This window comes from Microbacterium sp. Y356 (assembly GCF_059445355.1).
Genome location: NZ_JCAIUE010000003.1, coordinates 155,257 through 179,012, shown reverse-complemented (window position 1 = coordinate 179,012; position 23,756 = coordinate 155,257). Strand labels below are relative to the sequence as shown.

The following is a 23,756-nucleotide window of genomic DNA, read 5'->3' as shown; positions in this document are numbered from 1 at the left end:
GCGTCACCGGTCAGCGTTGTCCTCTCTGGCGACATCCAGCCAGAACATCAACTGCGTGTCATCAACGAGCGCGTCCGCCGCGACGTCCAGCCAGCCCGACTTCATCGTGCGCGAGCCCATGATCGCGCGCGATGCTCCTGTCTGCATCAGCAGTGTCGCCGCCTGCTCATCGGACGCATGCACGAGCAGCACGCCCCCTTTGCGCGCTCCAACAAGGATTCGCCCATGCAGGAGGAACGCACGGCTGCCGAACATCGATTTCTCTTCGCACCCCGGCTCCGCACCCAGCATCGCCCTGACTCGGTCAGCCAGCGCGAGTCCCGCCGTATCCACCCTGTCGCCTCCCGCTGATCACGCGTGACCCGCGCGCTCCATGGCGCGCAGTTCTTTCTTCAGGTCTTGCACTTCGTCTCGCAGTCGTCCGGCGAGTTCGAACTTCAACTCGCCCGCCGCCGCGAGCATCTGGTCGGAGAGATCCTGGATCATCGCCTCCAGTTGCTCAGCACCTTCGGCCGCGATGCCCACGCGCCGCAACTGAGGTGTCGGGCTCTTACCCTTGCCAGACTTCGTGCCTTTGCCGCGCAGCAGTTCCTGAGTGTCGGATGCTTCGCGGTTGAGCACGTCCGTGATGTCAGCGATCCGCTTGCGCAGCGGCTGCGGGTCGATCCCGTGCTCCAAGTTGTACGCGACTTGCTTCTCGCGACGACGATCCGTCTCCTCGATGGCCTTCGCCATCGAGTCGGTGATCCTGTCGGCGTACATGTGCACCTGGCCGGAGACATTTCGAGCGGCACGACCGATCGTCTGAATCAGAGACGTACCCGAGCGGAGGAACCCTTCCTTGTCGGCATCCAAGATCGCCACCAGAGACACCTCAGGAAGGTCGAGGCCCTCTCGAAGCAGGTTGATGCCGACCAACACGTCGTAGACACCGGCGCGCAGTTCGCTGAGCAGTTCGACGCGGCGAAGTGTGTCGACGTCGGAGTGCAGGTAGCGTACTCGGACACCGTGCTCGCTGAGGAAGTCGGTGAGCTCTTCCGACATCTTCTTAGTCAGAGTTGTGACGAGTACTCGCTCATTACGCTCCACCCGCAGTCGAATCTCTTCCAGCAGATCGTCGATCTGCCCCTTCGACGGCTTCACGATGATCTCGGGATCGATCAAGCCGGTGGGGCGGATGATCTGCTCGACGATGCCGTCGGCGATGCCCATCTCGTATTTCCCAGGGGTCGCCGAGAGATACACCGTCTGACCGATACGGTTCTTGAACTCGTCGAACCGCAGCGGTCGGTTGTCCATCGCGCTCGGCAGCCGGAAGCCGTGATCCACGAGTGTGCGCTTACGTGACGCATCCCCCTCGTACATCGCACCGATTTGCGGCACCGCCACATGAGATTCGTCGATCACCATCAGGAAGTCATCGGGGAAGAAGTCGAGCAGCGTATGCGGCGGCTCCCCCGGTGCTCTGCCGTCCATATGGCGGGAGTAGTTCTCGATCCCGGAGCAGAATCCCAATTGCTGCAGCATCTCAAGATCGAAAGTGGTGCGCATGCGCAGTCGCTGCGCTTCGAGCAGCTTTCCCTGACGCTCGAACTCCGCAAGACGCTCTTCGAGCTCAGCTTCAATCGTTCCGATCGAACGCTGGATCACTTCCGTGCCGGCAACGTAGTGTGAGGCGGGGAAGATCGGCACCGCATCAAGCTTCGCGATGATGTCGCCCGTGAGTGGATGCAGCGAGTACAGCGCTTCGATCTCGTCGCCGAACAGCTCGATGCGGATCGCGGTCTCTTCGTAGACCGGAATGATCTCAATCGTGTCGCCGCGCACGCGGAAGTTGCCGCGCGAGAAATCGACATCGTTGCGGTTGTACTGCATCGCGATGAACTGGCGGATGAGGGCGTCCCGGTCATAGCGCTCCCCCACCTGCAGGGCGACCATCGCGCGCAGATACTCTTCCGGAGCGCCGAGTCCGTAGATACACGACACCGTGGAGACGACGATGACATCGCGCCGGCTGAGCAGCGAGTTCGTCGTGGAGTGACGCAGACGCTCGACCTCGGCGTTGATCGAGGAGTCCTTCTCGATGAACGTGTCTGTCTGCGGTACGTATGCCTCGGGCTGGTAGTAGTCGTAGTACGAGACGAAGTACTCCACCGCATTGTTCGGCATGAGCTCACGGAACTCGTTCGCCAGCTGCGCCGCGAGCGTCTTGTTATGCGCCAGCACCAGAGTCGGGCGCTGAACCTGCTCGATCAGCCAGGCTGTCGTCGCCGACTTTCCGGTTCCGGTCGCGCCGAGCAGCACAACATCGGTCTCACCGGCGTTGATGCGCGCCGTGAGTTCAGCGATCGCCTGCGGCTGGTCGCCGGCAGGCGTGTAATCGCTGATCACCTCGAACGGACGGACGCTGCGCGTAGGTTGCATGTCTCCAGCGTAGGCGTGACATCAGACACGCGGGTCGTGAGGGCGTCAGCCCGCGGCCTCACCGGTGAGGCGCCGCCACAGGTCGTCCGCCTGCTCCCTGGTCGCCGCGATGGTGGTCGAGGTGTCGATCACGACGTCGGCGATGGCGCGTCGCCGCTCATCCGAGACCTGTGCGGCGATGCGCGCAGTTGCCTCATCCCGCGTCATCGCCCTCAGCTCGATCAGCCGCGCGTGCCGCATCTCTGAGGGCGCATCGGCTACCACGATGAGATCCCACGGATCGTCGACCCGCGCCTCCACGAGCAGGGGGACGTCGTAGACAACCACAGCGTCGGGATCAGCGGCGAGCGCCTCATCGAACCGGCGCTGCGACTCCACCCGCACCGCGGGATGGACGATGCCGTTCAGACGCCGCAGCGCGGCTTTGTCACCGAAGACGAGCGCGCCGAGCGCGGCCCGGTCGAGGGCTCCATCATCGCTAATCACCTCGGGCCCGAACGCATCGGCAATCTCGGCGAGCACGGGTGAGCCAGTGCTCTGCACGTCGCGCACGATCTGGTCGGCGTCGATGATGACGGCGCCGTGCTCGGCCAGGCGGCGGGAGATCGTGGATTTGCCGGACGCGATTCCACCGGTGAGTGCAACAAGGGGCATGTCTACGAGGATGCCACGCAGGCGAACATAAGCCGAACCTCAGCGGAGCCTGAGGCTAGCCTGCGGAGGCGCTGAGGCGCGGCTCGTAGTTTCGAAGTGTCACCGAAACCGGGGACCGGATCGGGGCAAGACCTCGGCGAAACCCACAGATTCCCTTGAAAGGTCGAGTCATGAACGAGAACACCACCACCACCACCACAGTCACCGCTGCAGACGAGCCCCGCAACGGCAAGCGCCGCCCCTTCATCGCGTTCGGGCTCGCTGCACTCGCCATCGGCGGTATCGGCGCCGCAGCCACCAGCGCAGCCTGGACCGACAACGTGTTCTTCTCGGCGCAGGCCGAGGCTGCGACGTTCGACCTGCAGGGCTCGATCGACGGCGGTACGACCTGGCACGACGGCGCGGAGGGTAACCTCGAGCTCGTCATCGATTCCTCGGAACTGGCGAACATGCTCCCGGGTGAGTCGCGCACGATCGACCTCGACATCAAGAACTTCGGCTCGGTTGGCGCTGCTCTCACCTCATCGGTCGAGTTCGCCGGCTCCACCTTCGCGGCCAACCCGACCGCGACCGTCGAAGGTCTGGCCACGACGCTGACCAACGCGGACGGCGCCACACCGAGCGATCAGTTCCAGCTCGTCGTCGAAGCGCCCAGCGACTGGACGGTCGACAACCAGGGCGAGTCGGGGACCATCATCGTCACTATCGCTGGCACCGCCACAGCCAACTGATCCTTCGGCGGTCGGACGCACATCGCGTCCGACCGCCGAAACAAGATCACGGCACCGAACACCACCGCACCTCACAGCAAAGGATCCCTGACATGATGCAGCTTCTGCGCCGCTTCGCACTCGGCCTCCTGTGGGTGCTTGCCGCCATCGGCATCCTATGCGGCCTCGTATGGGGCGCCACCACCGCCGGCATGATCAAGCCGCTCGTGGTCATCTCGGGCTCGATGGAGCCGGGCATCATGACGGGCGACCTTCTCATCGCGACCCAGGTCGACACCGCCCGCCTCGAAGTCGGCGACGTCGTCAGCCTGCCGTCGGCGCTGACGGGCACACTCGTCACTCACCGCATCGAGAACATCGTCCCCGCAGGCGCCGGCCAGTTCACGATCTCGATGAAAGGCGACAACAACGAGTTCTCCGACGCCCTGGACTACACCGTCGGAGCCTCAGTCTGGCAGCCTGCCCTACAGTTGGCGGGCATGGGCACCGCGGTCATGCGCATCACGACACCCGCAGTGGTCATCCCCCTGCTGATCGGCATGATCTCGCTGCTCGGCCTGTCGCTGCTCATTCCCGCGGCCCCCCGCACGCGAGTGCAACGTCCCGCCACCGTGCACGCATGAAGCCCCGAGGCCGCCGCGCTACAGGCCTGGTGCTGGCGGCAGCGCTCCTCGGAGCGACGATGTGCCTGGCACTCGCCGGCCCGACTGTCGCCGTGACCGCCGTTCCGGTCGACGTCAGGCTCAGCGCGATGCTCCCCGGCGAATCGCGTACCGTCTCCGAGCCGCTGGAAGTGCCCGTTCGCGCCCGCGTCGCATCGACGAACTCGACGTTCAACGGCAGCGGCGCACACTGGTCGGCTCGCCTATGCGACGCCGGCGACGTGTGTGTGCAGTGGGAGAACCTGGCCGGCACCACATTCGCTGCCGGCACATACGAGCTCCGCGCCACGGTACGGATGCCCACCGAAATCGACCAGGGTGCAACCACGTCAGCCTCGGCAACGCTCACATTCGTCGAAGCGGATGCCCCGCTAGCAATCACCGGCGGAACGCTCGAGGCCACCGCACTCAGTGCCGGTCTCGCAGCCCTCATCGGCGGCGTGATCATCGTGCTCGTTGGGCGTCGCCGCAAGGAAGAAGAACAGGAAGAAGCATCATGATCGGCCAGCGACTCCTCGCGATCACACTCGCAGCCCTCACCGTCTTCGGTGTCGGCGCCAGCGCCGCTGCCCTGTCTTCGACGCAGGCCGCGTGGAACGATCAAACGAACGTCACTGCCACGGCGACCGCCGGCACCTGGGCACCCATTATGGGCTCGTGCAATGCCTACGATCAGTGGGGAAACGAGGTGTCATGCAGCATCTCAAGCATCACCTACCAGCCATGGGATGCGGTGCGCGATGGCACCCGGCACTACTGGGTCAACTTCGATATTCCTGGAGGAACGGAGTGGGTGTCGTTCACCGCCGACTTGCGCGCCGCGGTCCACCAAAACGGGCTCCCTACAGCGGAGTGGGACTGGAACGGTGCCTCGATCCGCTCAGCAGGTGCCCAGTTCACGCCGAACGCGGACTGGATGTGCGAGGAACTGCCTGTGGTGTCCGGGCGTACCCCTGAGTGGGCACGCAACGCATACTTCGTCGTCGACCAGGACGGGCACGCTGAAGACAACATCTGCGGGTGGTGACGGTGCCTGGCCGCGCATTCCGAAGCGTGTTCTGGGATATCATCGCCGATGTCACGTCGCCTACCCCGTGCGCTGTGGCAGCGGAGGATATTCCAGTGGACCAGCAAGTGGCGGTCGTCATCGAAGACGACCCTGACATCCGCTCACTTCTGGGCGAGGTTCTCGGTAACGCCGGGTTCACCACGTACACGGCGGGCACGGGTGAAGCAGGGCTGAAGCTGGTCGGTGACCACCACCCCGTCGTAACGACGCTCGACGTCAGCATGCCGGGGATGGACGGATTCGAGACGGCGAGGCGCATCCGTGCTCTGAGTTCCACCTACATCGTGATGCTCACCGCCCGGGCCGAAGAGATCGACATCCTCCAGGGGCTGCAAGCCGGTGCCGACGACTACGTGACCAAGCCGTTCCGCCCGCGCGAACTGCGTGCCCGGATCGAGGCCATGATGCGTCGCCCTCGGCACGCAGCCGTGGCGCCGATCGAGCCTACACTCCCTGCCATCGACGATGATTGGCTCGAGTATCGCGGGCTCCGCGCGAACGGAGCGCGGCGTCTCGTCGAGGTCGACGGCAAGGATGTTGATCTCACCCGCAGCGAGTTCGACATCCTCCTCGACCTGCTCGATGCCGGTGGCCGTGTGGTCTCCAAGAGCGAGCTCGCGCTGTTGCTGCGCGGGGACCGCGACACCCAGGCGGGGTTCGTCACCGAGCACGATGAGCGTGCCATTGAGGTTCACGTCGCAAATCTGCGACGTAAACTCGGCGAGTCGCCTGCCAGCCCGCGATGGATCGAGACCGTTCGCGGTGTCGGCTATCGGCGCGCCGTAGCTTAAGCCTTACTCCACCGCACTCACCTCAGCGACCTCGCCCGCATCATCGGCGGCCGCCCCGCGCGCGGCTGCTATAAGCGCGGCGGCGGTCGCACCGGGGTCGGATGCCACGGCCGTGCCGACCGCGATCGTGGGCGTCGCAGTGATCTCGGCCTCGCTGACTGCAGCGACGACGGCGTCGCGCACTGATATCGCGATGACGCGGGCGGCTGCGGTCGACACCGGGAGAATCGCCACGGTGAGCCCACCCTCGCCGTCCTCACCCACCAACGACTGGGACGGCGCCGATGCCCGGGTCGCCCCCCGCCAGGCCACCGCGACGCCCTCAGCCTCGAACCCGCCGAAGGCCGTGGCGATCTGGTCGAGATCGTCGATTCGCACCGATACGGCACCGACCGTCTCTCCCTTGGCCGATGCCCGGTCGATCAGCTCATTGAAGATCATCGAGAAAGTCTCCGCCGGCAGGATACCGTCGTCGGTGCGCCGCAGTTCCAGCATGGTGGTCACGCCGTGAACGCGGGCACGCTCCGCCCGCAGCACCGAAGTCGTCAGCAGAGCGACGATCGTGAGCACCACCGTCACAACGGAAGTGCTGGCTGTGCCGAACCAGGTAAGAAACACAGTCCCTTCCGGTCCCTCGGACACGAACGCGATGCTGCGCGCGACGTAGTACACGCACACCAGCATCAGCACCACGGCAAACCCCGTGGCATTGCGGTGGCGTCCCATCTCACCGCGCAGCGACTCCACCCCGCCCGCCCCGGCGTACAGAGCGATCAGCAGGAACATGGGGAGCACCCCGGCCCAGTCACCGCTCGGCGCATCGAGCACGGTCGCTTGGTAGGCCACGAGCGACCCGGCCACGACGAGGATGACGGTCGCGCGCAAGGTTCGGCCGTTGAAAGCACGGCATCCGACCCACATGAATCCGGCCGACGCCACCAGCGCGCCATTGCCAACCGCCAATGGCCAGATCGTGCCGAGGTCGAGGGCCCAGATCAAGTAGCTGACGGTGGCGAGCATGCCGGCGAGGAAGGAGAGGGCCCAGATCCGGCCGCCCCGCTCCTCGCGGCGAAGAACCATCTCGAGCAGGTAGAAGATGCCTGAGACGTTGACGACGACCGCCGTCGTCACCGACACCGACAGGATATCCAGTTGCATGAATTACTCCTCCGCTTTTCGCAGGGGAACGCGCACGATGAACGTGCTGCCCTTGCCTTCTTTCGTGCGCACGCTGATCTCACCGCGCTGCGCCCGCATTATGTCGAGACTGATCGCCAGTCCGAGCCCACTGCCATGGGTGGAGGTGTTTCTCACGGCATCCGCTCGATAGAAGCGATCAAACAACAGGGGAACCTCTTCGGCACGGATGCCGGGGCCGTTGTCACGCACCAGAAACCAGGCGTGGTCGCGATCGGAGGTCAGTCCGACGTCTACCCTGCCGCCCTCGTGGTGATACTTCACCGCGTTACTGAGCAGGTTGTCGACCACTTGTCGCATGCGCAGTGGATCGATCCATGCGGTCACGGGTTCGACGCCCGTCGCGTCGAGCGTGATCGACCGCGCCCGCGCCTGACTGCTGATCGCGTCAACCGCGGCGTGGGCGAGGTCGGAGAGCTCGGTGCGCTCCGGGTGAAAGGTGAGCGCGATACCACCTCGGGCGTCGGCGGACGCTGCAAGCAGGTCCGCGACGATCTGAAGCAGTCGCGACGAATTGCGCTCGACGACCTCGAGGCTCGACCGCGCTGACGGTTGCAGTCCCGGCGAGTCGAGGACGAGGTCGACGTATCCCAGGATCGATGTGAGAGGCGTGCGCAGTTCATGCGACACGGAGGCGATCAGGTCCTCACGTGCGCGTAACGCCATGAGCTCTGTCGTCACGTCGCGCGACACGACCAGCCCACCCAAAGAGGTGCTGTCCGGTCTGCGCAATGTCCGAGAGGTCACGCTCAGCGCGCGGCGCTTCGAACCCGGCGCTCCGTACCAGACGAGCATCGACTCGAATGTCTCACCCCGTCTGGCTCGCACGAGCGGCTCGTCATCGCGCAGCAGCGGGGTCAGGCCATCGGGCCCGTACACCGCACGCGACTCGTCAGCTTCGCCGCGCTCTGGCGCCGCCAGCAACTGGGCGTGGGCTTCATTCGCCGTCGTCGTTGCGCTGTCCCCGGCAAAGTGCACCACGCCGAAGTCGACGGCGTCGAGGATTTCGGTGAGGAGGAGCTCCTGGCGCCGCGCACGATCGACTGCGCGCGTAAGCGATTCGCCCTGCTTGGCCAGCAGCACCCGCTGGGCGTTCGAGCGCCGGGCGGTGAGAAAAGCGGTGGTGGCGATCACCGCCGTCGTCACAGGAAAAAGCACCAGCGTCGGCCGGATCTCGCCGTATGACGCCAGCGCAGCCGTGGTCCAGAAGGCGACGCTGATGATGACGATGCTGCCGACGAGGCCGATCATTCCGAACACGGATGAGAGCCACAGCGCCGGAAAAACCCAGAGCAGGGACATGCCTGCCGCCGGGCTGGATATTTCCATCAGCGTGATCGCGGCTACGTCGACGAGCGGAACGACCGCAACCGCCGGCGGCGGGAGCCTGTTCCACGGCACGACGATCGTGACCCCCGTGACGACGAAGAGCAGCCCCAGCCCCGACATCAGTAGGCTCGGCTGCTCGACGGCGCCCGCAACTGACACGACAACACTTGCCACGAGCGCGACGAAACCTGCCAGAAGCTGGTTTACGGTGGCCGCACGTTCGCGGGTGCGGTCACCCGCACCCGTCGTGTGCCACCATCGTGGGCGCGCGCTCATGCATGAACGTTATCGTGCCCGAGTACACAACTGTGTTCGAGCGTACCGACGGCGTCGATGACGCCATCCTATGTTTCGAACGCCCCTGGACTCAGCGAGCCAGCAGCTGACGCATTGAGCTGATCACTCCCGTGTCGAAGCCCGCCAAATGCAATCCGCCGTGGAATCGCGCGTGCTCGATCTTGATGCAGCGATCCATGACGACGGAAAGTCCGCCAGCCTCCGCAGACGCGGCGGCCTCTTCGTTCCAGGAGCCGAGCTGCAGCCACAGCGCCTTCGCTCCGACGTCGATAGCTTCCTGCGCAACACCGGGAAGGTCGTCGTGCTTGCGAAAGACATCCACGATGTCGGGAACGACCGGAAGGTCGGCGAGCGACGCATAGACCGGCCGACCGAGGATCTCCGTCTCGCGCGGGTTGACGAGGTACACGTCATAGGTAGAGCTGGAAAGCAGGTACGTGGTGACGAAGTACGACGCACGCGCGGGGTTGTTCGACGCTCCGACTATGGCTACGGACTTCGACCGGCGCAGCAGCGCGAACCGCTCCTGCTGGTTTGGTGCCTGCCAACTGCGACCGGGAACGGATGCTGCCGGCAGCGCGCAGGCTGCGGCATCAGCCACGGGAGGGGTGAATTCGCAGGCGTCGACGGAACTCATCGGGTCGCTCCCGTCGCTGTAGTGAGGGCCTGGTCAAGGTCCCAGATGATGTCATCCGAATCCTCCAGCCCGACCGAGATACGGATCAGGTCAGGACGCACGCCTGCTGCGGCGAGCTGATCCTCGGTCAGTTGGCGGTGCGTCGTGGATGCGGGATGGATGACGAGCGTGCGAGCATCACCGATGTTCGCCAGGTGTGAGGCGAGCTGCAGGTTCTCAATCACCGTCTCACCGGCGCGGCGACCGTCTTCGGCCGCAACACCGAACGCGAAGACAGAGCCGGGGCCGAGCGGAAGATACTTCGCGGCACGATCACGGTGCGGGTGGTTGTCGAGACCGGCCCACGTGACGTAGGAGACGCGAGGATCCGAGTCGAGCCATTCCGCGACGATGCGTGCGTTCGCGAGGTGGGCATCGATGCGCTGCGGGAGCGTCTCGACGCCCTGGAGAAGGTTGAACGCCGACTGCGGGCTGAGTGCTGGGCCGATGTCGCGAAGCTGCTCGGATCGGAGCTTGGTGAGGAAGCCGTACTCGCCGAAGTTGTCCCACCACTTGATGCCGCCGTACGACTCGACGGGCTCGGTCATCTGCGGGAACTTTCCGTTACCCCAGTCGAACGTACCCTTCTCGATGACGATTCCGCCGAGCGTCGTGCCGTGACCGCCGAGGAACTTCGTCACCGAGTGGATGACGATGTCGGCACCGTGCTCGAGCGGGCGGGAGAGGTACGGCGTCGCCAGCGTGGCATCCACCACGAGAGGCACTCCAGCCTCGTGCGCGACGGCGGCGAGCCCCTCGATGTCGGCGATCTCACCGGACGGGTTGCCGATCATCTCGACGTAGACGACCTTCGTCTCCGGGCGGATAGCTGCAGCGAAGTCAGCCGGGTCGCTGGAGGGTACAAAGGTCGTCTTGACGCCAAAACGTCGCAGCGTGACATCCAGCTGCGTGACCGTGCCACCGTAAAGCTGGGCAGAGGCGACCACATGGTCACCGGCACCGACGAGGGCAGCGAAGGTGATGAACTCCGCACTCATTCCCGAGGCTGTGGCGACAGCCCCGATTCCGCCTTCCAGGGACGCCAGTCGCTCTTCCAGCGCGGCGACAGTGGGGTTGCCGATGCGGGAGTAGATGTTGCCGTACTTCTGCAGGGCGAAGAGGTTTCCGGCATCCGCAGCGTCGTCGAACACGAACGAAGTGGTCTGGTAGATCGGCACGGCGCGCGCGCCAGTGGCGGCATCCGGTGTTCCACCCGCGTGGAGTGCGCGGGTGCGGAACCCGAAGCGATGTTCTTCCGTCATGACTTCCTTCATTCAGTCGCCGCGAGCGCGGCAGCGATGCCGTCCACTGCGTCAGGGTTTTGCAGGGAGGTGGTGTCGCCTAGCGGACTCGGTGTGCGGCCGGCGCGGCGATCCTGTTCAGCCTCCCACAGCTGCGCGAGCAGCCTGCGCATGATCTTGCCCGAGCGCGTCTTGGGCAGATCCGGCACGACGACAATGTGTTTGGGCTTCGCCACCGGTCCGATCGCGGTCGCCACCTGCATACGAAGATCGGATGCCATCAGCTCTGCCGTTCCCGACGGAGTGACGAACGCGACCACTGCCTGCCCTGTGACCGCATCGAAGACTCCGGCCGTGCCTGCCTCGCCCACGGTGTTGTGCGCGACGAGGGCAGATTCGATCTCGATCGTGGACAGGCGGTGACCAGAGACATTCACGACGTCATCCAGTCGTCCGAGAATCCAGACGTGCCCATCGGTATCCTTCGTCGCACCGTCGCCGGCAACGTAATACCCGCCGAACTCGCCGTGGCCGGCATACGCAGACCAGTACGAGTCACGATACCGCTGCGGGTTTCCCCACACCGTGCGCGCCATTCCTGGCCAGGGACGACGCACGACGAGCGTCCCCGAGCGGCCGGGGGCGACTTCATCGCCGTTTTCGTCGACCACTGTCGCGTCAATACCTGGCAGCGGAACGGTCGCCGATCCTGGCTTCAGGGTCGTGACGCCCGGAAGCGGAACGATCATCGCCGCACCAGTTTCTGACTGCCACCAGGTGTCGACAATCGGCAGCTCGTCCCGACCGAACGTGCGGCGGAACCACACCCACGCCTCAGGATTGATCGCTTCGCCGACCGTGCCGAGCAGACGGATGCTGGACAGGTCGTGACCCGCAGGAAGACTGTCGCCGAACCACGTCATGAACGTGCGGATGAGCGTGGGCGCGGTGTAGTAGACCGTCACTCCGTAGCGCTCGATGATCTCCAGGTGACGTTCGCGGTGAGGACTGTCCGGCGTTCCCTCATAGATCACCTGCGTCAGGCCGTTCGACAACGGACCATAGATCTCATAGGTGTGCGCTGTCACCCAAGCCAGGTCAGCCGTGCACCAATGCACGTCGTCGGGCTTCGCATCGAAGTGTGCCCAGTGCGCCCAACTCGTGTGCGTGAGATAGCCACCCGAAGTGTGGACGAGGCCCTTCGGCTTCCCTGTGGTGCCGGAGGTGTAGATGATGAAGAGCGGATGCTCCGCATCGAAGGGCTGCGCCTCATGTTCGGTCGACGCAGTGTCGACGACGTCGTGCCACCAGACATCGCGCCCCTCGGTCCACGGCACGTCTTGGCCTGTGCGTCGCAGCACCAGCACATGTTCAAGTTCTGGAAGGTCGGCCGCAGCGATGTCTGCCGTCGACTTGACCTCAGTCGCAGACCCGCGACGGAACTGGCCGTCGCTGGTGACGAGCAGCTTGGCGCCGGTGTCGGCGAGTCTGAAGCGCACAGCTTCAGCCGAGAATCCGCCGAAGACGAGCGAGTGTACCGCGCCGACACGCGCACACGCGAGGGTGATCACGATCGTCTCGACGAGCACCGGGAGGTAAATTACGACACGGTCGCCCGGCCCGATACCGAGCGCGAGCAGGGCGTTCGCTGCCTGAGATACTCGGCGCTGCAGGTCTGCGTAGGTGACCGTGGTGCGATCCCCCGGCTCGCCTTCGAAGTGCAGCGCGACTTTGTCTCCGAGTCCGGCGGCGACGTGTCGATCGACACAGTTGTAGGCGACGTTAAGCGTGCCTCCGACGAACCATCGCGCCGCGGGGATCGCGTCGCCCGTCGGAGGCTCCCACTCGTGCGCGGTGTGCCATGGTTCAAACCAGTCCAGCCGGCGGGCTGCCTGCTCCCAGAACGCGATCGGATCAGCATCCGCCTTCGCGTAGATGTCACCCTTCACGTTCGCCTGCGCAGTGAACGCCGCAGGCGGCGGGTACACACGGGTCTCCTGCAGTCGTGCTTCGGTCATGCTCAGGCCCACTTCTTGAGCAGGTACTTCTCGACCAGCGCGAGAATTCCGTTGGTGACCGTGCCAAGCAATGCCAACAACACAATCGACAGCAGGATGCGGTCAACACGGCCGCTGTTCTGCGAATCGGTCAGCAGGAAGCCCAAACCCATCGACGAGGCGATGAGTTCCGCGGCGACGAGGAACAGCCACGCCTGCGCGAGGGCGAGGCGTAGCCCTGAGACCACCGATGGCACGACTGCAGGAAGCTGAACGGTGCGAAACAGCGACCACCCGCGCAGACTGAACGAGCGACCGGCCTCGACGAGCTGAGGATCGACGTGACGCAGAGCCGAAGCGACGGTGGTGTACACCGGGAAGAACGCACCGATCGCGATAAGCGTGACCTTCGACTCCTCGCCGATCTGCAGCCAGAGAATGAGCAGCGGCACCCAGGCCAGCGACGGCACGGCGCGCACGGCGGCCAACGTCGGGCTGAGCAGGATGTCACCGAGCTTCGACAGCCCGACGACTCCTGCCGCGGCGAGACCGATCACAGACCCGATTGCGAAGCCGAGCAGTACACGCTGCACGGAGATGGCGATGTGGGTCCAGAGTTGTCCGCGCTCGGCGAGCTCCACACCGGCAGCGAGTACCGATGCCGGCGTGGGAAGGCGATACGGCGGCACGAGACCTGTTGTCGTCACGAACTGCCAGGCTGCGAAGATGATGACCGGCAGCAGCAGGCCTGCAGCCACGCGCGCACCGGTGCGATCCCAGATGCTGCGGGTGCCGGCATCCGCTCGACGGCGCTCGCCCTTTGCGAAATCGAGCGCGTCGCGCGAATCTGCGGGTACGACCACTCGCTGGTCCGGGATGCTCACTCGCCGCCGACCGCCTTCTCGGCGAACGTGGCGTTCACGATTGTCTCAAGCGCCTTGTCGAGGGATGCCTGACCGCCCAGGACGTCGCCGGAGTCGACGAGCACGGGGGCAATCTTCTCCAGTACCTCAAGCTGTGCTTCGCCGGGGACTCCGTTGACGTCGAGGTTCGAGCGCTCCTCGATGACGGTCGTCGCGACCTCGATGTCGATGCTCGCGACCTCGGCGAGCAGCGCAGCGGTCTCTTCCGGGTTCTCCAGAGCCCACGCGCGCGCCTGCTCGTAGGCGTCGACGACAGCCTGGGCGAGGTCGGGGTGGTTGTTGATGAAGTCCTCTGTGGCGTTGAGGAAGCCATACGTGTTGAAGTCGACGTTGCGGTAGATGAGCTGGTCGCCCGACTCCACCTCGGCTGCGGCCATGATCGGGTCGAGTCCCGCCCATGCATCGACCGATCCGCCGTCAAGCGCCGCGCGACCGTCGGCGTGCTGCAGGTTCTGCACCTCGACGTCATCGAGCGTCAGACCGCCTTCTTCCAGCGCCTGGAGCAGGAAGAAGTAGGGGTCGGTGCCCTTGGTGGCAGCAATCGAGGTGCCTGCGAGGTCTTCGAGCGAGGTGATGCCGCTGTCGGGGCCGACGACGATCGCCGACCACTCCGGCTGCGAGTAGATGTCGATGACCTGGATGGGCGAGCCGTTCGCACGCGCGAGCAGCGCCGCGGAGCCGGCCGTTGAGCCGACGTCGACCGAGCCGGAGCGCAGCAGCTCATTGGCCTTGTTTGATCCGGCAGACTGCACCCATTCGACATCGACATCGTCGCCGAGGATCTCTTCGAGAATGCCCTGGTCGCGGATGACGAGGCTGAGGGGGTTGTACGTGGCGAAATCGACGGTGAGCGTGTCAGAGGACCACTCACTCGTGGATGTGGCGTCATCCGTGCTCGCGGCATCGGCATTCTCACCGGCGACGCAGCCGGTAGCGATGAGCATCATCGTTCCGGCGATGGCGATCGCAGGAACAATTCGGCGGGTGATGTTGCTCATCGGGTCTCCTCAGTGGAAATGCGGTGGTGGGTATCGACGCCGAGTCCTTCTAGAAGGTCGGCGCGAAGGTCCGCGAGGCCGCGATCGGCGCGGTCACGCGGGCGGATGCCGGGCACGGTGATCGTGCGCGCGATGGACGGCGCATCCGTGTCGGCTTCGTCGACGAGTGAGCGCAACAGCAGCACACGATCGGCGAGATAGAGGGCCTCTTCGACATCATGTGTGACGAGAAGGATGGTCGTGGGCTCTGCGGCGTGGATCTTCAGGAGAAGATCTTGCATGCGCAGGCGTGTAAGTGCGTCTAGCGCGCCGAACGGCTCGTCGAGCAGGAGCACACCGGGGTTGCGTGCAAGGGCACGCGCAAGCGACGCGCGCTGTGCCATTCCGCCCGATACCTGACGCGGATGCTGGTCGGCGGCGTGGTCGAGGCCCACGAGGTGGAGCAGTTCCCGTACGCGTTCCTGTCCCGCGCGGCGGCGGGTACCACGCGGAAGCCCGAGCTCGACGTTCTGTGCGAGTGTGCGCCAAGGAAACAGCCGCGGCTCCTGGAAGGCGATCGCCGTGCGCTCGTCGGTGTCGGTGACACCCGCACCGTCGAGAAGGATGTTTCCGCGGCTGGGGACGTCGAGTCCTCCGACGAGGCGAAGGAAGGTTGATTTGCCGCATCCGGACGGACCGATGACGGCGACGATCTCCCCCGCGGCAACGTCGACGTCGACGTCACGGAGTACCTCTCGTCGGCCCTCGGGCATCGCGAAGCCGCGCTCGATGTTCTCGAGTCGAACCGCGTTCGCAGCGCCGGCTGCAACCGGTTCGGCGACTGCGCGCGGCATAGCGAGGGTGGAGAACATACCTCCATCGTCATGGACGCATCCCAATGTTACGAAAACGAACGTAATGTTTGGTCACGCAGGGAGGATCAGCACGTCCACCAACGCGGAACGGGCCGCCACCCGAAGGTGACGACCCGTTCCAGAAAAAGCGTGCTTAAGCGTTGCCGCCCGAGAGCTTCTCGCGCAGAGCCGCGAGAGCCTCGTCGTCGGCAAGCGTGCCGGCGCCGGAGTCACTCGTGAATGTCTGCGATGCAGCGAAGTCGTCGCCTGCAGCGGCCTCGGCCTCGGCTGCCTTGGCAACCGCAACCTTGTGAGCTTCCCAACGAGTCTGGGCTGCAGCGTACTCCTGCTCCCACTTCTCGCGAGCCTCGTCGAAGCCGTCCTTCCAGGCACCGGACTCGGCGTCGAAGCCCTCCGGGTACTTGTACTCGCCGTTCTCGTCGTACTCGGCGAGCATGCCGTACAGTGCCGGGTCGAACTCGGTGCTGGTGAGGTCGACCGACTCGTTGGCCTGCTTGAGAGACAGCGAGATGCGGCGACGCTCGAGGTCGATGTCGATGACCTTGACGAAGACCTCTTCGCTGACAGAGACAACCTGCTCAGCCAACTCGACGTGCTTGCTGGAGAGCTCGGAGATGTGAACGAGACCCTCGATGCCGTCTGCGACGCGAACGAATGCACCGAACGGAACGAGCTTGGTGACCTTACCCGCAGCGATCTGACCGATCGCGTGGGTGCGGGCGAAGACCTGCCACGGGTCTTCCTGCGTTGCCTTCAGCGACAGGGAGACGCGCTCACGGTCGAGGTCGACCTCAAGGATCTCGACGGTGACCTCCTGGCCAACCTCGACAACCTCAGAAGCGTGCTCGATGTGCTTCCAGGACAGCTCAGAGACGTGCACGAGGCCGTCAACGCCACCCAGATCAACGAACGCACCGAAGTTGACGATCGACGAGACGACACCCTTGCGAACCTGACCCTTGTGCAGGTTGTTGAGGAACGTCGTACGAGACTCGGACTGCGTCTGCTCGAGCAGCGCGCGGCGGCTCAGAACGACGTTGTTGCGGTTCTTGTCCAGCTCGAGGATCTTGGCCTCGATCTCCTGGCCCAGGTACGGGGTCAGGTCGCGGACACGACGCAGCTCGATGAGCGATGCCGGCAGGAAGCCACGGAGACCGATGTCAACGATGAGGCCACCCTTGACGACCTCGATGACGGTTCCGGTGACAACACCGTCGTCTTCCTTGATCTTCTCGACGTCGCCCCAAGCGCGCTCGTACTGCGCACGCTTCTTGGACAGGATCAGACGGCCTTCCTTGTCCTCCTTCTGGAGAACAAGAGCCTCGACCTCGTCGCCGACCTTGACAACCTCATTGGGGTCAACATCGTGCTTGATGGAAAGTTCGCGGGAGGGGATGACACCCTCAGTCTTGTACCCGACGTCGAGCAGAACCTCATCGCGGTCGATCTTGACGATCGTTCCTTCGATGATGTCGCCGTCGTTGAAGAACTTCAGAGTCTTCTCGACCGCGGCCAGGAAGTCCTCAGCAGATCCGATGTCATTGATGGCGACCTGCTTGGTGGCCGGGGCGGTCGTTGCGGTAGTCATTTAGTAGGTTGTCCTTGTGGGTGAAAACTCGGGCTTCCCGGCGCTCACGCATGCGTGAATCATCGCCGGAGAGCAGATGGATTTGGTTTGTTCGACACTGGGCGCGCATGTCCACGCCACAAGTGACACTTCAGAATATCAGAGAAACACCCACGATGATGTTGTGGATAACTTCGGCGGGATTCTGCGAGTTCGCGTTACCGTATGCGGGTGACTTTTCTGCGATCAAGGGCGAACCGGATTCGGATGCTGGCACTGCTGGCGCTGACCGCAGGATCTCTGTGCGCCTGCGCGCCTGAACCCGCTCCGAGTCCGACACCGACTGCCGCATTCGCGACAGAGGAAGAGGCATTCGCCGCCGCGGAAGAGGTGTATCGGGCCTACTTGGGTGCGGCTGCGAAGCGCGCAGTTGGGGCTGGCGGTACTCCTCCGGAGGCCTATCTGACCGGCGAGGCCCTGGAAGCGGATGTTCAGACCCAGCGAAGCTTGAACGACCAGGGCATTCGAATTATCGGGGCGAGCAAAATACATGAGCTCGTTCTGCTCGAAACGGATGTCAACGAATCGGTAGTGACAATCCGCACCGAGATCTGTATTGACATCTCTGACTCACGTGTTGTTGACGCGAGCGACACCGACATCACCCCATCCGATCGTCCTGAGCGAGGCAAGCTCAGCGTCGAATTCTCCGGTAACAGCCAGGAGTTGCTGATCTCTCGCTCAACGCCGGCCGAAGAGTCAGAATGTTAATCTCCGCCCTGGTCATCGCATTGCTAGTGAGCACCTCCGAGTCTCCCGAAGCCTTCGCTGAATGTGATCTCGCAACACTGCAGATAACAGGCAAGTGCCCCAATGACGACGAAGACGTCGTGATCGGCGACACCGAAGAGGTCCCCGGATCACCGGGATCACCGGGCCATTCTGACCGTCCGCAAATCAGGCCGATCGGCAGCGACGGCCAGGATCCCGATCCCCTGCCCAAGCCGATCATTGTCGACTTGGTCGAGTGTCTGGAGGATTGGAACTCCTACATCCGCTGTTTCGAAGGCGCAGAGACGGAGCCCGACGAAGAACAAGAGGACGTCGTCGAGATCCCCGCCGTCACTATCAGCGACATCGCCCGATTCGCCCCGTCGGGATCTCCGATAGCTGGCGAGCCCGACAACGTCGGAGTCGTCGGACTGCCGACAAACTTCGTGGCAACGGCGTCCGAGCACACGGTCGGCGGCGAGTTGTTCGGCTTCCCTGTCACCGTGCGCTTCACTCCATCCGGCTATGACTTCGACTACGGTGACGGCGGCACCGCTACCACCGCGGCGGGCGGTCAGAGTTGGGATGAGCTCGGTCAGGCGCAGTTCACCCCCACAGACACGAGCCATACCTACGCTGATCGAGGCACGTTCTCCGCTCACGTGAACACTCGATATACGGCGGCGGTCGACTTCGGCATCGGCTGGTTTCCCATCGCCGGCGAGGTGACGGCGACCGGTGCCGCGCAGGAGGTCCGCATCTTCGAGGCGCACACTGCGCTGGTCGCCCACACTTGCCAACAGAACCCGACCTCACCCGGCTGCTGATCACGACGCGTCGGAGGCCTGTGCAATGCTGAACTCATGAGCGACAAGCTGATGCTGCTGGATACCGCATCCCTCTATTTCCGAGCGTTCTACGGCGTGCCAGACAAGGTGAAGGCCCCCGATGGCTCGTCGGTGAACGCCGTACGAGGTCTGCTCGACATCGTCGCGAAGCTCGTCAAGCTTTATGAGCCGACACACATCGTCGCCTGCTGGGACGACGACTGGCGCCCGCAGTGGCGAGTCGATCTCATCCCCAGCTATAAAGCGCATCGGGTCGTCGAAGTCGTCGCCGCCGGGCCCGACGTCGAAGAGGTCCCTGACCCGCTCGAGGCACAGCTTCCGCTCATTCGCGAGTCTCTGACTGCGCTCGGCATCCCGATCATCGGCGTCGCCGAGCACGAGGCAGACGACGTCATCGGCACTCTGGCGACCCGCGCCACCATGCCCGTCGACATCGTCACTGGCGATCGCGACCTGTTCCAACTCATCGACGACGCCCGCGGCATCCGAGTCGTCTACACCGCACGCGGTATGAGCAATCTCGAAGTCGTCACTGATGAAACAGTCGTGAAGAAATATGGCGTGCTCCCCTCGCAGTACGCCGACTTCGCCACGATGCGCGGCGATGCCTCCGATGGACTCCCCGGGGTTGCCGGTGTCGGCGAGAAGACCGCGGCCACCCTGCTGCAGACCCACGGCGATCTCACCCAGATCCGGGCCGCCGCGGCTGCGGGTAAGGGCATGAGCGCTGGCGTGGGAGCGAAGATCCTCGCGGCTTCCGCCTACCTCGATGTCGCCCCGACCGTTGTTGAGGTCGCCAGGGCACTCGACATCACCCCTCCGACCGACGCTGTCCGCGCACTCGATCCGGCCGAGTCCGACGTCGCCGTCGACCTCGCCGAGCGGTGGAATCTCGGCTCATCGATGGATCGAGCCATCGCGGCGCTCGCACGATAGCGAAGCTACTCGGCCCGGCGGAAGGCGACGGACATCGCGGCGGTCAATCCGCCCATGCCCGAAGCCGCTCCAGGCCCCATGTCGTCACGATGCGTTCAGCCGGCACCCCGGCCTTCTCCGCGCGCTCAGCGCCATAGTCCAGCAGCGAGAGATGCCCCGGCGCGTGCGCGTCCGAGTCCAGCGAGAACAGGCATCCGGCATCCAGCGCCAGCGCGATCAACTCATCAGGTGGATCCTGACGTTCGGGACGGGAGTTAATCTCCACGGCGACGCCGTGCTCGGCACATGCGTCGAAGACCGCACGTGCATCGAACTGTGATGCGGGCCGCGTTCCCCGCTCCCCCTGCACGAGCCGCCCCGTGCAGTGGCCGAGCACATTCACATGTGGATTCGAGACAGCGGCGATCATGCGCGCCGTCATCGGGCGCGACTCCATACGAAGGTGGGAATGCACGGACGCCACGACGATATCGAGCGCACTCAACAGCGCAGATTCCTGATCGAGCGCGCCATCATCGAGTATGTCGACCTCAATGCCCGCCAGCATCGTGAACGCATCCCTGGACTCGGCGCGCACCAGAGGGATCTGTTCGCGCAGCCGCTCCGCAGACAATCCTCTGGCGACTGTGAGCCTCGGCGAATGGTCGGTGATCGCGAGATAATCGTGCCCGAGGGCTCGGGCAGCCTCTGCCATGGTGCGGATGGAAGTCGTACCGTCTGACCATTCCGTATGCGAGTGCAGATCTCCGCGCAGCTTCCTGCGCAGCTCAGAAACACGCTCCGGTTCCACCTTGCCGCGCAATTCGATCAGGTATTCAGGCACGTCCCCCGCCTGAGCCTGTCGGATAACAGAAAATGTGGATTCTCCGATGCCCTTCGCTGCGCGCAGGCGCGTTGGGTCATTCCTCACCGCATCCGACAGTCCCTGCAGTGTGGCCGCAGCCTGACGAAACGCCTTGGCTCGATAGCGCGATGCGCGCTCACGCTCGAGCAGCGTCGCGATCTCAAGAAGAGCGTCAACGGGATCCATGATGTCTCAGGCTGAGGCGAGCTCGCGGGTGGTTTCCACCCACGCTTCCAGCTTCGCCGCCGCGCTGCCATCGTCAACCGCCGCTTCAGCTCTAGCGAAGCCGTCGCGCAGACGCTCAAGGATAGGTCGCTGCACCTGCGCCGCATCCTGCGACAACTCAAACGCGACAATGCCCGCAGCTGCGTTCAGCAGCACGATGTCGCGCACCGGACCTTTCTTTCCTGCCAGGGTGTCCCGCAGGACACCGGCGTTGTGCTCTGGTGAGCCTCCGATGAGATCGGCAATCTGCGCGGTGGGGATGCTGAGGTCGCGCGGATCGAGATCGTGCTCGTGAATGTCACCACGAGTGACCTCCCAGATGCGACTGTGACCGGTGGTGGTCAGCTCGTCGAGGCCGTCGTCCCCACGGAAGACGAGCGCCGTAGCACCACGAGTGCGGAACACACCCGTGATCAACGGCACTCGTTCCAGCTGAGCGACACCAACGGCGTTCGCCTCCGCACGCGCCGGGTTGCACAGCGGACCCAGCATGTTGAAAACCGTCGGAACGCCGAGCTCAGCACGCGCAGGGCCTGCGTGCTTGAAACCAGGGTGGAAGGCCGCAGCCCACGCGAACGTGATGCCGGTGCGATCCAGAACCGTCGCGACGTCCGCCGGAGACAGCGACAGCTGAAGCCCCAGCGCGCCGAGCACGTCCGATGAGCCCGAAGCAGAACTCGCCGCGCGGTTGCCGTGTTTCACAACCGGAATGCCCGTCGCGCCGATGATGACCGCCGCGGTTGTCGAAACGTTCACCGTGCCGAAGCGATCGCCACCGGTGCCGACGATGTCCAGAACGTTGGGTGAGACCGGAAGCGGGACCGCCGCTTCGAGAATGGCGTCGCGGAAGCCGACGATCTCGTCGACCGTCTCACCCTTGGCACGAAGTGCGATGAGGAATCCGGCCAGTTTGGCGTCAGACACGTCACCCTGCATCACCTGGCGCATGGCCCAGGTCGACTCCCAGACGCTGAGGTCGCGTCGTTCCAGGAGAGTGGTGAGCACATCGGGCCAGGTCAGGGAATCAGCCATGTGAGTGATCCTATCTGCGTGAATAAAATCCTTGCGCACCCGCCCCGCGGCAGTGCATCCTTGTTTTTCGTTGAATTCACCGAGTATTCGCAGGTGGTTCTTAGGTTCCCCTAAGTAGGTGAACAGCGAAACGGGTGGCACGGATGCAAGAATCACGCTCGCGTATCGGCCATAATGGAAGAGTGACCACCTCAGCGACCTATGCCCCGGCGGCAAGAACCATCAAGCGCCCGAACTCGGTAGCTGTCGGCACCATTGTGTGGCTCGGCAGCGAGGTGATGTTCTTCGCGGGTTTGTTCGCGATTTACTTCACCCTCCGAAGCACCTCTCCCGAGCTGTGGGCTGACCGCACCGAACTGCTGAACGTTCCGTTCGCCGCGGTCAACACCGCGATCCTGGTGCTGTCCTCCTTCACATGCCAGATGGGCGTGTTCGCTGCAGAGGACCTCCAGTCCTACCGCATCAAGAAGGGCCAGGTGAACGGCGCAGGCCGTCGCCGCCTGTTCGGTTGGGGAATGACCGAGTGGTTCTGGCTCACCTTCGTGCTCGGCGCGATCTTCGTCTCCGGTCAGGTCTGGGAGTACGCAACGCTGGTCACCGAAGGCATGCCGATCCAGGCTGACGCCTACGCCTCGGCCTTCTACCTGACCACTGGCTTCCACGCCATCCACGTCACCGGCGGACTCATCGCGTTCCTACTCATCATGGGCCGCGCGTTCGCAGTGAAGAACTTCACGCACAAGGAAGCGACTTCCTCGATCGTTGTGTCCTACTACTGGCACTTCGTTGACGTCGTCTGGATCGTGCTGTTCTTCGTCATCTACTTCCTGAAATAAGAGCGGAGCTGACCTGCGAAATGGCACGAGAGAAGAAGCGTCGCTCAACTGGACGTCGTAACCCCCTGGCCGCTGCGGCGCTGATTGGAGCTGGTCTCCTCATCACCGGCGGAATCTACGCTGGAGCATCCGCGGCAATCGCCTCCACAGACACGCAGCCCACGGCGAGCACACAGCTCACCGTCGAGGACGGCAAGAAGCTGTTCCAGGCCAACTGTGCAACCTGCCACGGGCTTGACCTGCAGGGAACTGACAACGGTCCGAGCCTCTACGGCGTCGGCGAACTTTCCGTCGAGTTCCAGCTCGCCACTGGCCGCATGCCCCTGCAGATGCAGGGCCCGCAGGCACCACAGAAGCCGGCACAGTTCACGCAGCCGCAGATCGAAGCCATGGCTTCCTTCGTGCAGAGCGAAGCACCTGGCCCCACCTACCCGTCGGACGAGATCCTCGATGGTGGCGGCGATGTAGCGCACGGCGCTGAGCTCTTCCGCGTCAACTGCGCGATGTGCCACAACGTATCCGCCGCTGGTGGCGCGCTCACCGAGGGCAAGTACGCCCCCGGACTCGCCAACACGAGCGCCCTGCACATCTACGCAGCCATGGTCACCGGCCCGCAGAACATGCCTGTGTTCGGTGACATGAACCTGTCTGACGAAGACAAGCGCGACATCATCTCCGCGCTGCTCTTCCAGCAGGACGCGGTGTCGATCGGCGGCTTCACGCTCGGAAACTTGGGTCCCGTATCTGAGGGCCTGTTCGTCTGGATCTTCGGCATCGGCGGCCTAGTCGCGATCACCGTGTGGATCACGGCGAAGTCCAACTAACGCTTAATCATCGAGAAGGAACGTACGAGG

General features: G+C 64.2%; 24 protein-coding genes. 10 read left to right on the top strand and 14 right to left on the bottom strand.

Annotated features, from left to right (window positions below):
* Positions 1-3: 3 nt before the first annotated feature.
* From AC1C2Q_RS16480 to coaE, 3 genes are read right to left on the bottom strand one after another with little or no spacing between them, the layout of a single operon-like run.
* Positions 4-333: a TfoX/Sxy family protein gene (locus AC1C2Q_RS16480; protein WP_495451013.1), complete on the bottom strand. Its 330-nt coding sequence runs from the start codon at positions 331-333 to the stop codon at positions 4-6.
* 18 nt (positions 334-351) lie between these two features.
* Entirely contained in the window at positions 352-2,424 is a 2,073-nt protein-coding gene (uvrB, locus tag AC1C2Q_RS16475) for an excinuclease ABC subunit UvrB (protein WP_495451012.1), read from the bottom strand.
* Positions 2,425-2,469: 45 nt separating this feature from the next.
* The gene (gene coaE, locus AC1C2Q_RS16470; RefSeq protein WP_495451011.1) at positions 2,470-3,078 is read right to left on the bottom strand and encodes a dephospho-CoA kinase; all 609 of its coding nucleotides are present in this window, start codon (positions 3,076-3,078) and stop codon (positions 2,470-2,472) included.
* A 170-nt stretch (positions 3,079-3,248) separates the two neighbouring features.
* Here coaE and AC1C2Q_RS16465 point away from each other — a divergent pair, with 170 nt between their 5' ends.
* The 5 genes from AC1C2Q_RS16465 (at position 3,249) to AC1C2Q_RS16445 (ending at position 6,331) form a co-directional block, all read left to right on the top strand.
* Positions 3,249-3,809, top strand: a complete 561-nt coding sequence (locus tag AC1C2Q_RS16465; protein ID WP_495451010.1) for a hypothetical protein — start codon at positions 3,249-3,251, stop codon at positions 3,807-3,809.
* A 92-nt stretch (positions 3,810-3,901) separates the two neighbouring features.
* The gene (locus AC1C2Q_RS16460) at positions 3,902-4,432 is read left to right on the top strand and encodes a signal peptidase I (protein WP_495451009.1); all 531 of its coding nucleotides are present in this window, start codon (positions 3,902-3,904) and stop codon (positions 4,430-4,432) included.
* Positions 4,429-4,971, top strand: coding sequence for an LAVTG motif-containing sortase-dependent surface protein (locus tag AC1C2Q_RS16455; protein ID WP_495451008.1), 543 nt, complete (start codon positions 4,429-4,431; stop codon positions 4,969-4,971). The genes AC1C2Q_RS16460 and AC1C2Q_RS16455 overlap by 4 nt, the downstream gene beginning before the upstream one ends.
* Positions 4,968-5,498 carry a hypothetical protein gene (locus AC1C2Q_RS16450; protein ID WP_495451007.1) on the top strand — a complete coding sequence of 177 codons (531 nt, stop codon included), beginning with the start codon at positions 4,968-4,970 and terminating at the stop codon, positions 5,496-5,498. Before AC1C2Q_RS16455 ends, AC1C2Q_RS16450 begins: the two co-directional genes overlap by 4 nt.
* 95 nt (positions 5,499-5,593) lie before the next feature.
* Positions 5,594-6,331, top strand: coding sequence for a response regulator transcription factor (locus tag AC1C2Q_RS16445; RefSeq protein ID WP_495451006.1), 738 nt, complete (start codon positions 5,594-5,596; stop codon positions 6,329-6,331).
* A gap of 3 nt (positions 6,332-6,334) precedes the next feature.
* Here AC1C2Q_RS16445 and AC1C2Q_RS16440 read toward each other — a convergent pair whose 3' ends face one another.
* The 9 genes from AC1C2Q_RS16440 to rpsA all read right to left on the bottom strand — a co-directional run bounded on the left by AC1C2Q_RS16440 (position 6,335) and on the right by rpsA (position 17,431).
* Positions 6,335-7,489, bottom strand: a complete 1,155-nt coding sequence (locus tag AC1C2Q_RS16440; RefSeq protein WP_495451005.1) for a hypothetical protein — start codon at positions 7,487-7,489, stop codon at positions 6,335-6,337.
* Between the two features lie 3 nt (positions 7,490-7,492).
* Entirely contained in the window at positions 7,493-9,133 is a 1,641-nt protein-coding gene (locus tag AC1C2Q_RS16435) for a sensor histidine kinase (protein WP_495451004.1), read from the bottom strand.
* Between the two features lie 91 nt (positions 9,134-9,224).
* Positions 9,225-9,791, bottom strand: a complete 567-nt coding sequence (locus AC1C2Q_RS16430) for a CoA-binding protein (RefSeq protein ID WP_495451003.1) — start codon at positions 9,789-9,791, stop codon at positions 9,225-9,227.
* Complete coding sequence (locus tag AC1C2Q_RS16425; RefSeq protein ID WP_495451002.1) at positions 9,788-11,092, bottom strand: O-acetylhomoserine aminocarboxypropyltransferase/cysteine synthase family protein; 1,305 nt, start codon at positions 11,090-11,092, stop codon at positions 9,788-9,790. The genes AC1C2Q_RS16430 and AC1C2Q_RS16425 overlap by 4 nt, the downstream gene beginning before the upstream one ends.
* Before the next feature lie 8 nt (positions 11,093-11,100).
* Complete coding sequence (gene acs, locus AC1C2Q_RS16420) at positions 11,101-13,089, bottom strand: acetate--CoA ligase (RefSeq protein WP_495451001.1); 1,989 nt, start codon at positions 13,087-13,089, stop codon at positions 11,101-11,103.
* 2 nt (positions 13,090-13,091) lie between these two features.
* Positions 13,092-13,952 carry an ABC transporter permease gene (locus AC1C2Q_RS16415; RefSeq protein WP_495428509.1) on the bottom strand — a complete coding sequence of 287 codons (861 nt, stop codon included), beginning with the start codon at positions 13,950-13,952 and terminating at the stop codon, positions 13,092-13,094.
* Positions 13,949-14,989 carry an aliphatic sulfonate ABC transporter substrate-binding protein gene (locus AC1C2Q_RS16410; RefSeq protein ID WP_495451000.1) on the bottom strand — a complete coding sequence of 347 codons (1,041 nt, stop codon included), beginning with the start codon at positions 14,987-14,989 and terminating at the stop codon, positions 13,949-13,951. Before AC1C2Q_RS16410 ends, AC1C2Q_RS16415 begins: the two co-directional genes overlap by 4 nt.
* Positions 14,986-15,840 (bottom strand): ABC transporter ATP-binding protein, encoded by an 855-nt coding sequence (locus AC1C2Q_RS16405; RefSeq protein WP_495450999.1) that lies wholly within the window; start codon positions 15,838-15,840, stop codon positions 14,986-14,988. The genes AC1C2Q_RS16410 and AC1C2Q_RS16405 overlap by 4 nt, the downstream gene beginning before the upstream one ends.
* A gap of 136 nt (positions 15,841-15,976) precedes the next feature.
* Positions 15,977-17,431: a 30S ribosomal protein S1 gene (gene rpsA / locus AC1C2Q_RS16400; protein ID WP_495428506.1), complete on the bottom strand. Its 1,455-nt coding sequence runs from the start codon at positions 17,429-17,431 to the stop codon at positions 15,977-15,979.
* Positions 17,432-17,641: 210 nt separating this feature from the next.
* On the opposite strand from rpsA, the gene AC1C2Q_RS16395 reads away from it, so the two are divergent.
* From AC1C2Q_RS16395 to AC1C2Q_RS16385, 3 genes are read left to right on the top strand one after another with little or no spacing between them, the layout of a single operon-like run.
* Positions 17,642-18,181: a hypothetical protein gene (locus tag AC1C2Q_RS16395; RefSeq protein WP_495450998.1), complete on the top strand. Its 540-nt coding sequence runs from the start codon at positions 17,642-17,644 to the stop codon at positions 18,179-18,181.
* Complete coding sequence (locus AC1C2Q_RS16390) at positions 18,175-19,008, top strand: hypothetical protein (protein WP_495450996.1); 834 nt, start codon at positions 18,175-18,177, stop codon at positions 19,006-19,008. The genes AC1C2Q_RS16395 and AC1C2Q_RS16390 overlap by 7 nt, the downstream gene beginning before the upstream one ends.
* 36 nt (positions 19,009-19,044) lie before the next feature.
* Positions 19,045-19,965: a 5'-3' exonuclease gene (locus AC1C2Q_RS16385; RefSeq protein WP_495450994.1), complete on the top strand. Its 921-nt coding sequence runs from the start codon at positions 19,045-19,047 to the stop codon at positions 19,963-19,965.
* A gap of 43 nt (positions 19,966-20,008) precedes the next feature.
* Here AC1C2Q_RS16385 and AC1C2Q_RS16380 read toward each other — a convergent pair whose 3' ends face one another.
* Positions 20,009-20,995, bottom strand: coding sequence for a PHP domain-containing protein (locus AC1C2Q_RS16380; protein ID WP_495450993.1), 987 nt, complete (start codon positions 20,993-20,995; stop codon positions 20,009-20,011).
* A 6-nt stretch (positions 20,996-21,001) separates the two neighbouring features.
* Entirely contained in the window at positions 21,002-22,066 is a 1,065-nt protein-coding gene (trpD, locus tag AC1C2Q_RS16375; protein ID WP_495428501.1) for an anthranilate phosphoribosyltransferase, read from the bottom strand.
* Between the two features lie 143 nt (positions 22,067-22,209).
* On the opposite strand from trpD, the gene ctaE reads away from it, so the two are divergent.
* Complete coding sequence (gene ctaE / locus AC1C2Q_RS16370) at positions 22,210-22,902, top strand: aa3-type cytochrome oxidase subunit III (RefSeq protein WP_495428500.1); 693 nt, start codon at positions 22,210-22,212, stop codon at positions 22,900-22,902.
* Between the two features lie 20 nt (positions 22,903-22,922).
* Entirely contained in the window at positions 22,923-23,726 is an 804-nt protein-coding gene (qcrC, locus tag AC1C2Q_RS16365) for a cytochrome bc1 complex diheme cytochrome c subunit (protein ID WP_495428499.1), read from the top strand.
* Positions 23,727-23,756 lie beyond the last annotated feature (30 nt).

What these genes read in the sequence shown, in the direction of transcription:
- trpD (WP_495428501.1), bottom strand. Translation starts at nt 22,066, where the DNA reads ATGGCTGATTCCCTGACCTGGCCCGATGTGCTCACCACTCTCCTGGAA.
- AC1C2Q_RS16450 (WP_495451007.1), top strand. Translation starts at nt 4,968, where the DNA reads ATGATCGGCCAGCGACTCCTCGCGATCACACTCGCAGCCCTCACCGTC.
- AC1C2Q_RS16460 (WP_495451009.1), top strand. Translation starts at nt 3,902, where the DNA reads ATGATGCAGCTTCTGCGCCGCTTCGCACTCGGCCTCCTGTGGGTGCTT.
- AC1C2Q_RS16440 (WP_495451005.1), bottom strand. Translation starts at nt 7,489, where the DNA reads ATGCAACTGGATATCCTGTCGGTGTCGGTGACGACGGCGGTCGTCGTC.
- uvrB (WP_495451012.1), bottom strand. Translation starts at nt 2,424, where the DNA reads ATGCAACCTACGCGCAGCGTCCGTCCGTTCGAGGTGATCAGCGATTAC.
- ctaE (WP_495428500.1), top strand. Translation starts at nt 22,210, where the DNA reads ATGCAAGAATCACGCTCGCGTATCGGCCATAATGGAAGAGTGACCACC.
- AC1C2Q_RS16380 (WP_495450993.1), bottom strand. Translation starts at nt 20,995, where the DNA reads ATGGATCCCGTTGACGCTCTTCTTGAGATCGCGACGCTGCTCGAGCGT.
- AC1C2Q_RS16385 (WP_495450994.1), top strand. Translation starts at nt 19,045, where the DNA reads ATGAGCGACAAGCTGATGCTGCTGGATACCGCATCCCTCTATTTCCGA.
- rpsA (WP_495428506.1), bottom strand. Translation starts at nt 17,431, where the DNA reads ATGACTACCGCAACGACCGCCCCGGCCACCAAGCAGGTCGCCATCAAT.
- AC1C2Q_RS16465 (WP_495451010.1), top strand. Translation starts at nt 3,249, where the DNA reads ATGAACGAGAACACCACCACCACCACCACAGTCACCGCTGCAGACGAG.
- AC1C2Q_RS16455 (WP_495451008.1), top strand. Translation starts at nt 4,429, where the DNA reads ATGAAGCCCCGAGGCCGCCGCGCTACAGGCCTGGTGCTGGCGGCAGCG.
- AC1C2Q_RS16390 (WP_495450996.1), top strand. Translation starts at nt 18,175, where the DNA reads ATGTTAATCTCCGCCCTGGTCATCGCATTGCTAGTGAGCACCTCCGAG.
- AC1C2Q_RS16405 (WP_495450999.1), bottom strand. Translation starts at nt 15,840, where the DNA reads ATGTTCTCCACCCTCGCTATGCCGCGCGCAGTCGCCGAACCGGTTGCA.
- AC1C2Q_RS16430 (WP_495451003.1), bottom strand. Translation starts at nt 9,791, where the DNA reads ATGAGTTCCGTCGACGCCTGCGAATTCACCCCTCCCGTGGCTGATGCC.
- AC1C2Q_RS16435 (WP_495451004.1), bottom strand. Translation starts at nt 9,133, where the DNA reads ATGAGCGCGCGCCCACGATGGTGGCACACGACGGGTGCGGGTGACCGC.
- qcrC (WP_495428499.1), top strand. Translation starts at nt 22,923, where the DNA reads ATGGCACGAGAGAAGAAGCGTCGCTCAACTGGACGTCGTAACCCCCTG.
- acs (WP_495451001.1), bottom strand. Translation starts at nt 13,089, where the DNA reads ATGACCGAAGCACGACTGCAGGAGACCCGTGTGTACCCGCCGCCTGCG.
- coaE (WP_495451011.1), bottom strand. Translation starts at nt 3,078, where the DNA reads ATGCCCCTTGTTGCACTCACCGGTGGAATCGCGTCCGGCAAATCCACG.
- AC1C2Q_RS16410 (WP_495451000.1), bottom strand. Translation starts at nt 14,989, where the DNA reads ATGAGCAACATCACCCGCCGAATTGTTCCTGCGATCGCCATCGCCGGA.
- AC1C2Q_RS16425 (WP_495451002.1), bottom strand. Translation starts at nt 11,092, where the DNA reads ATGACGGAAGAACATCGCTTCGGGTTCCGCACCCGCGCACTCCACGCG.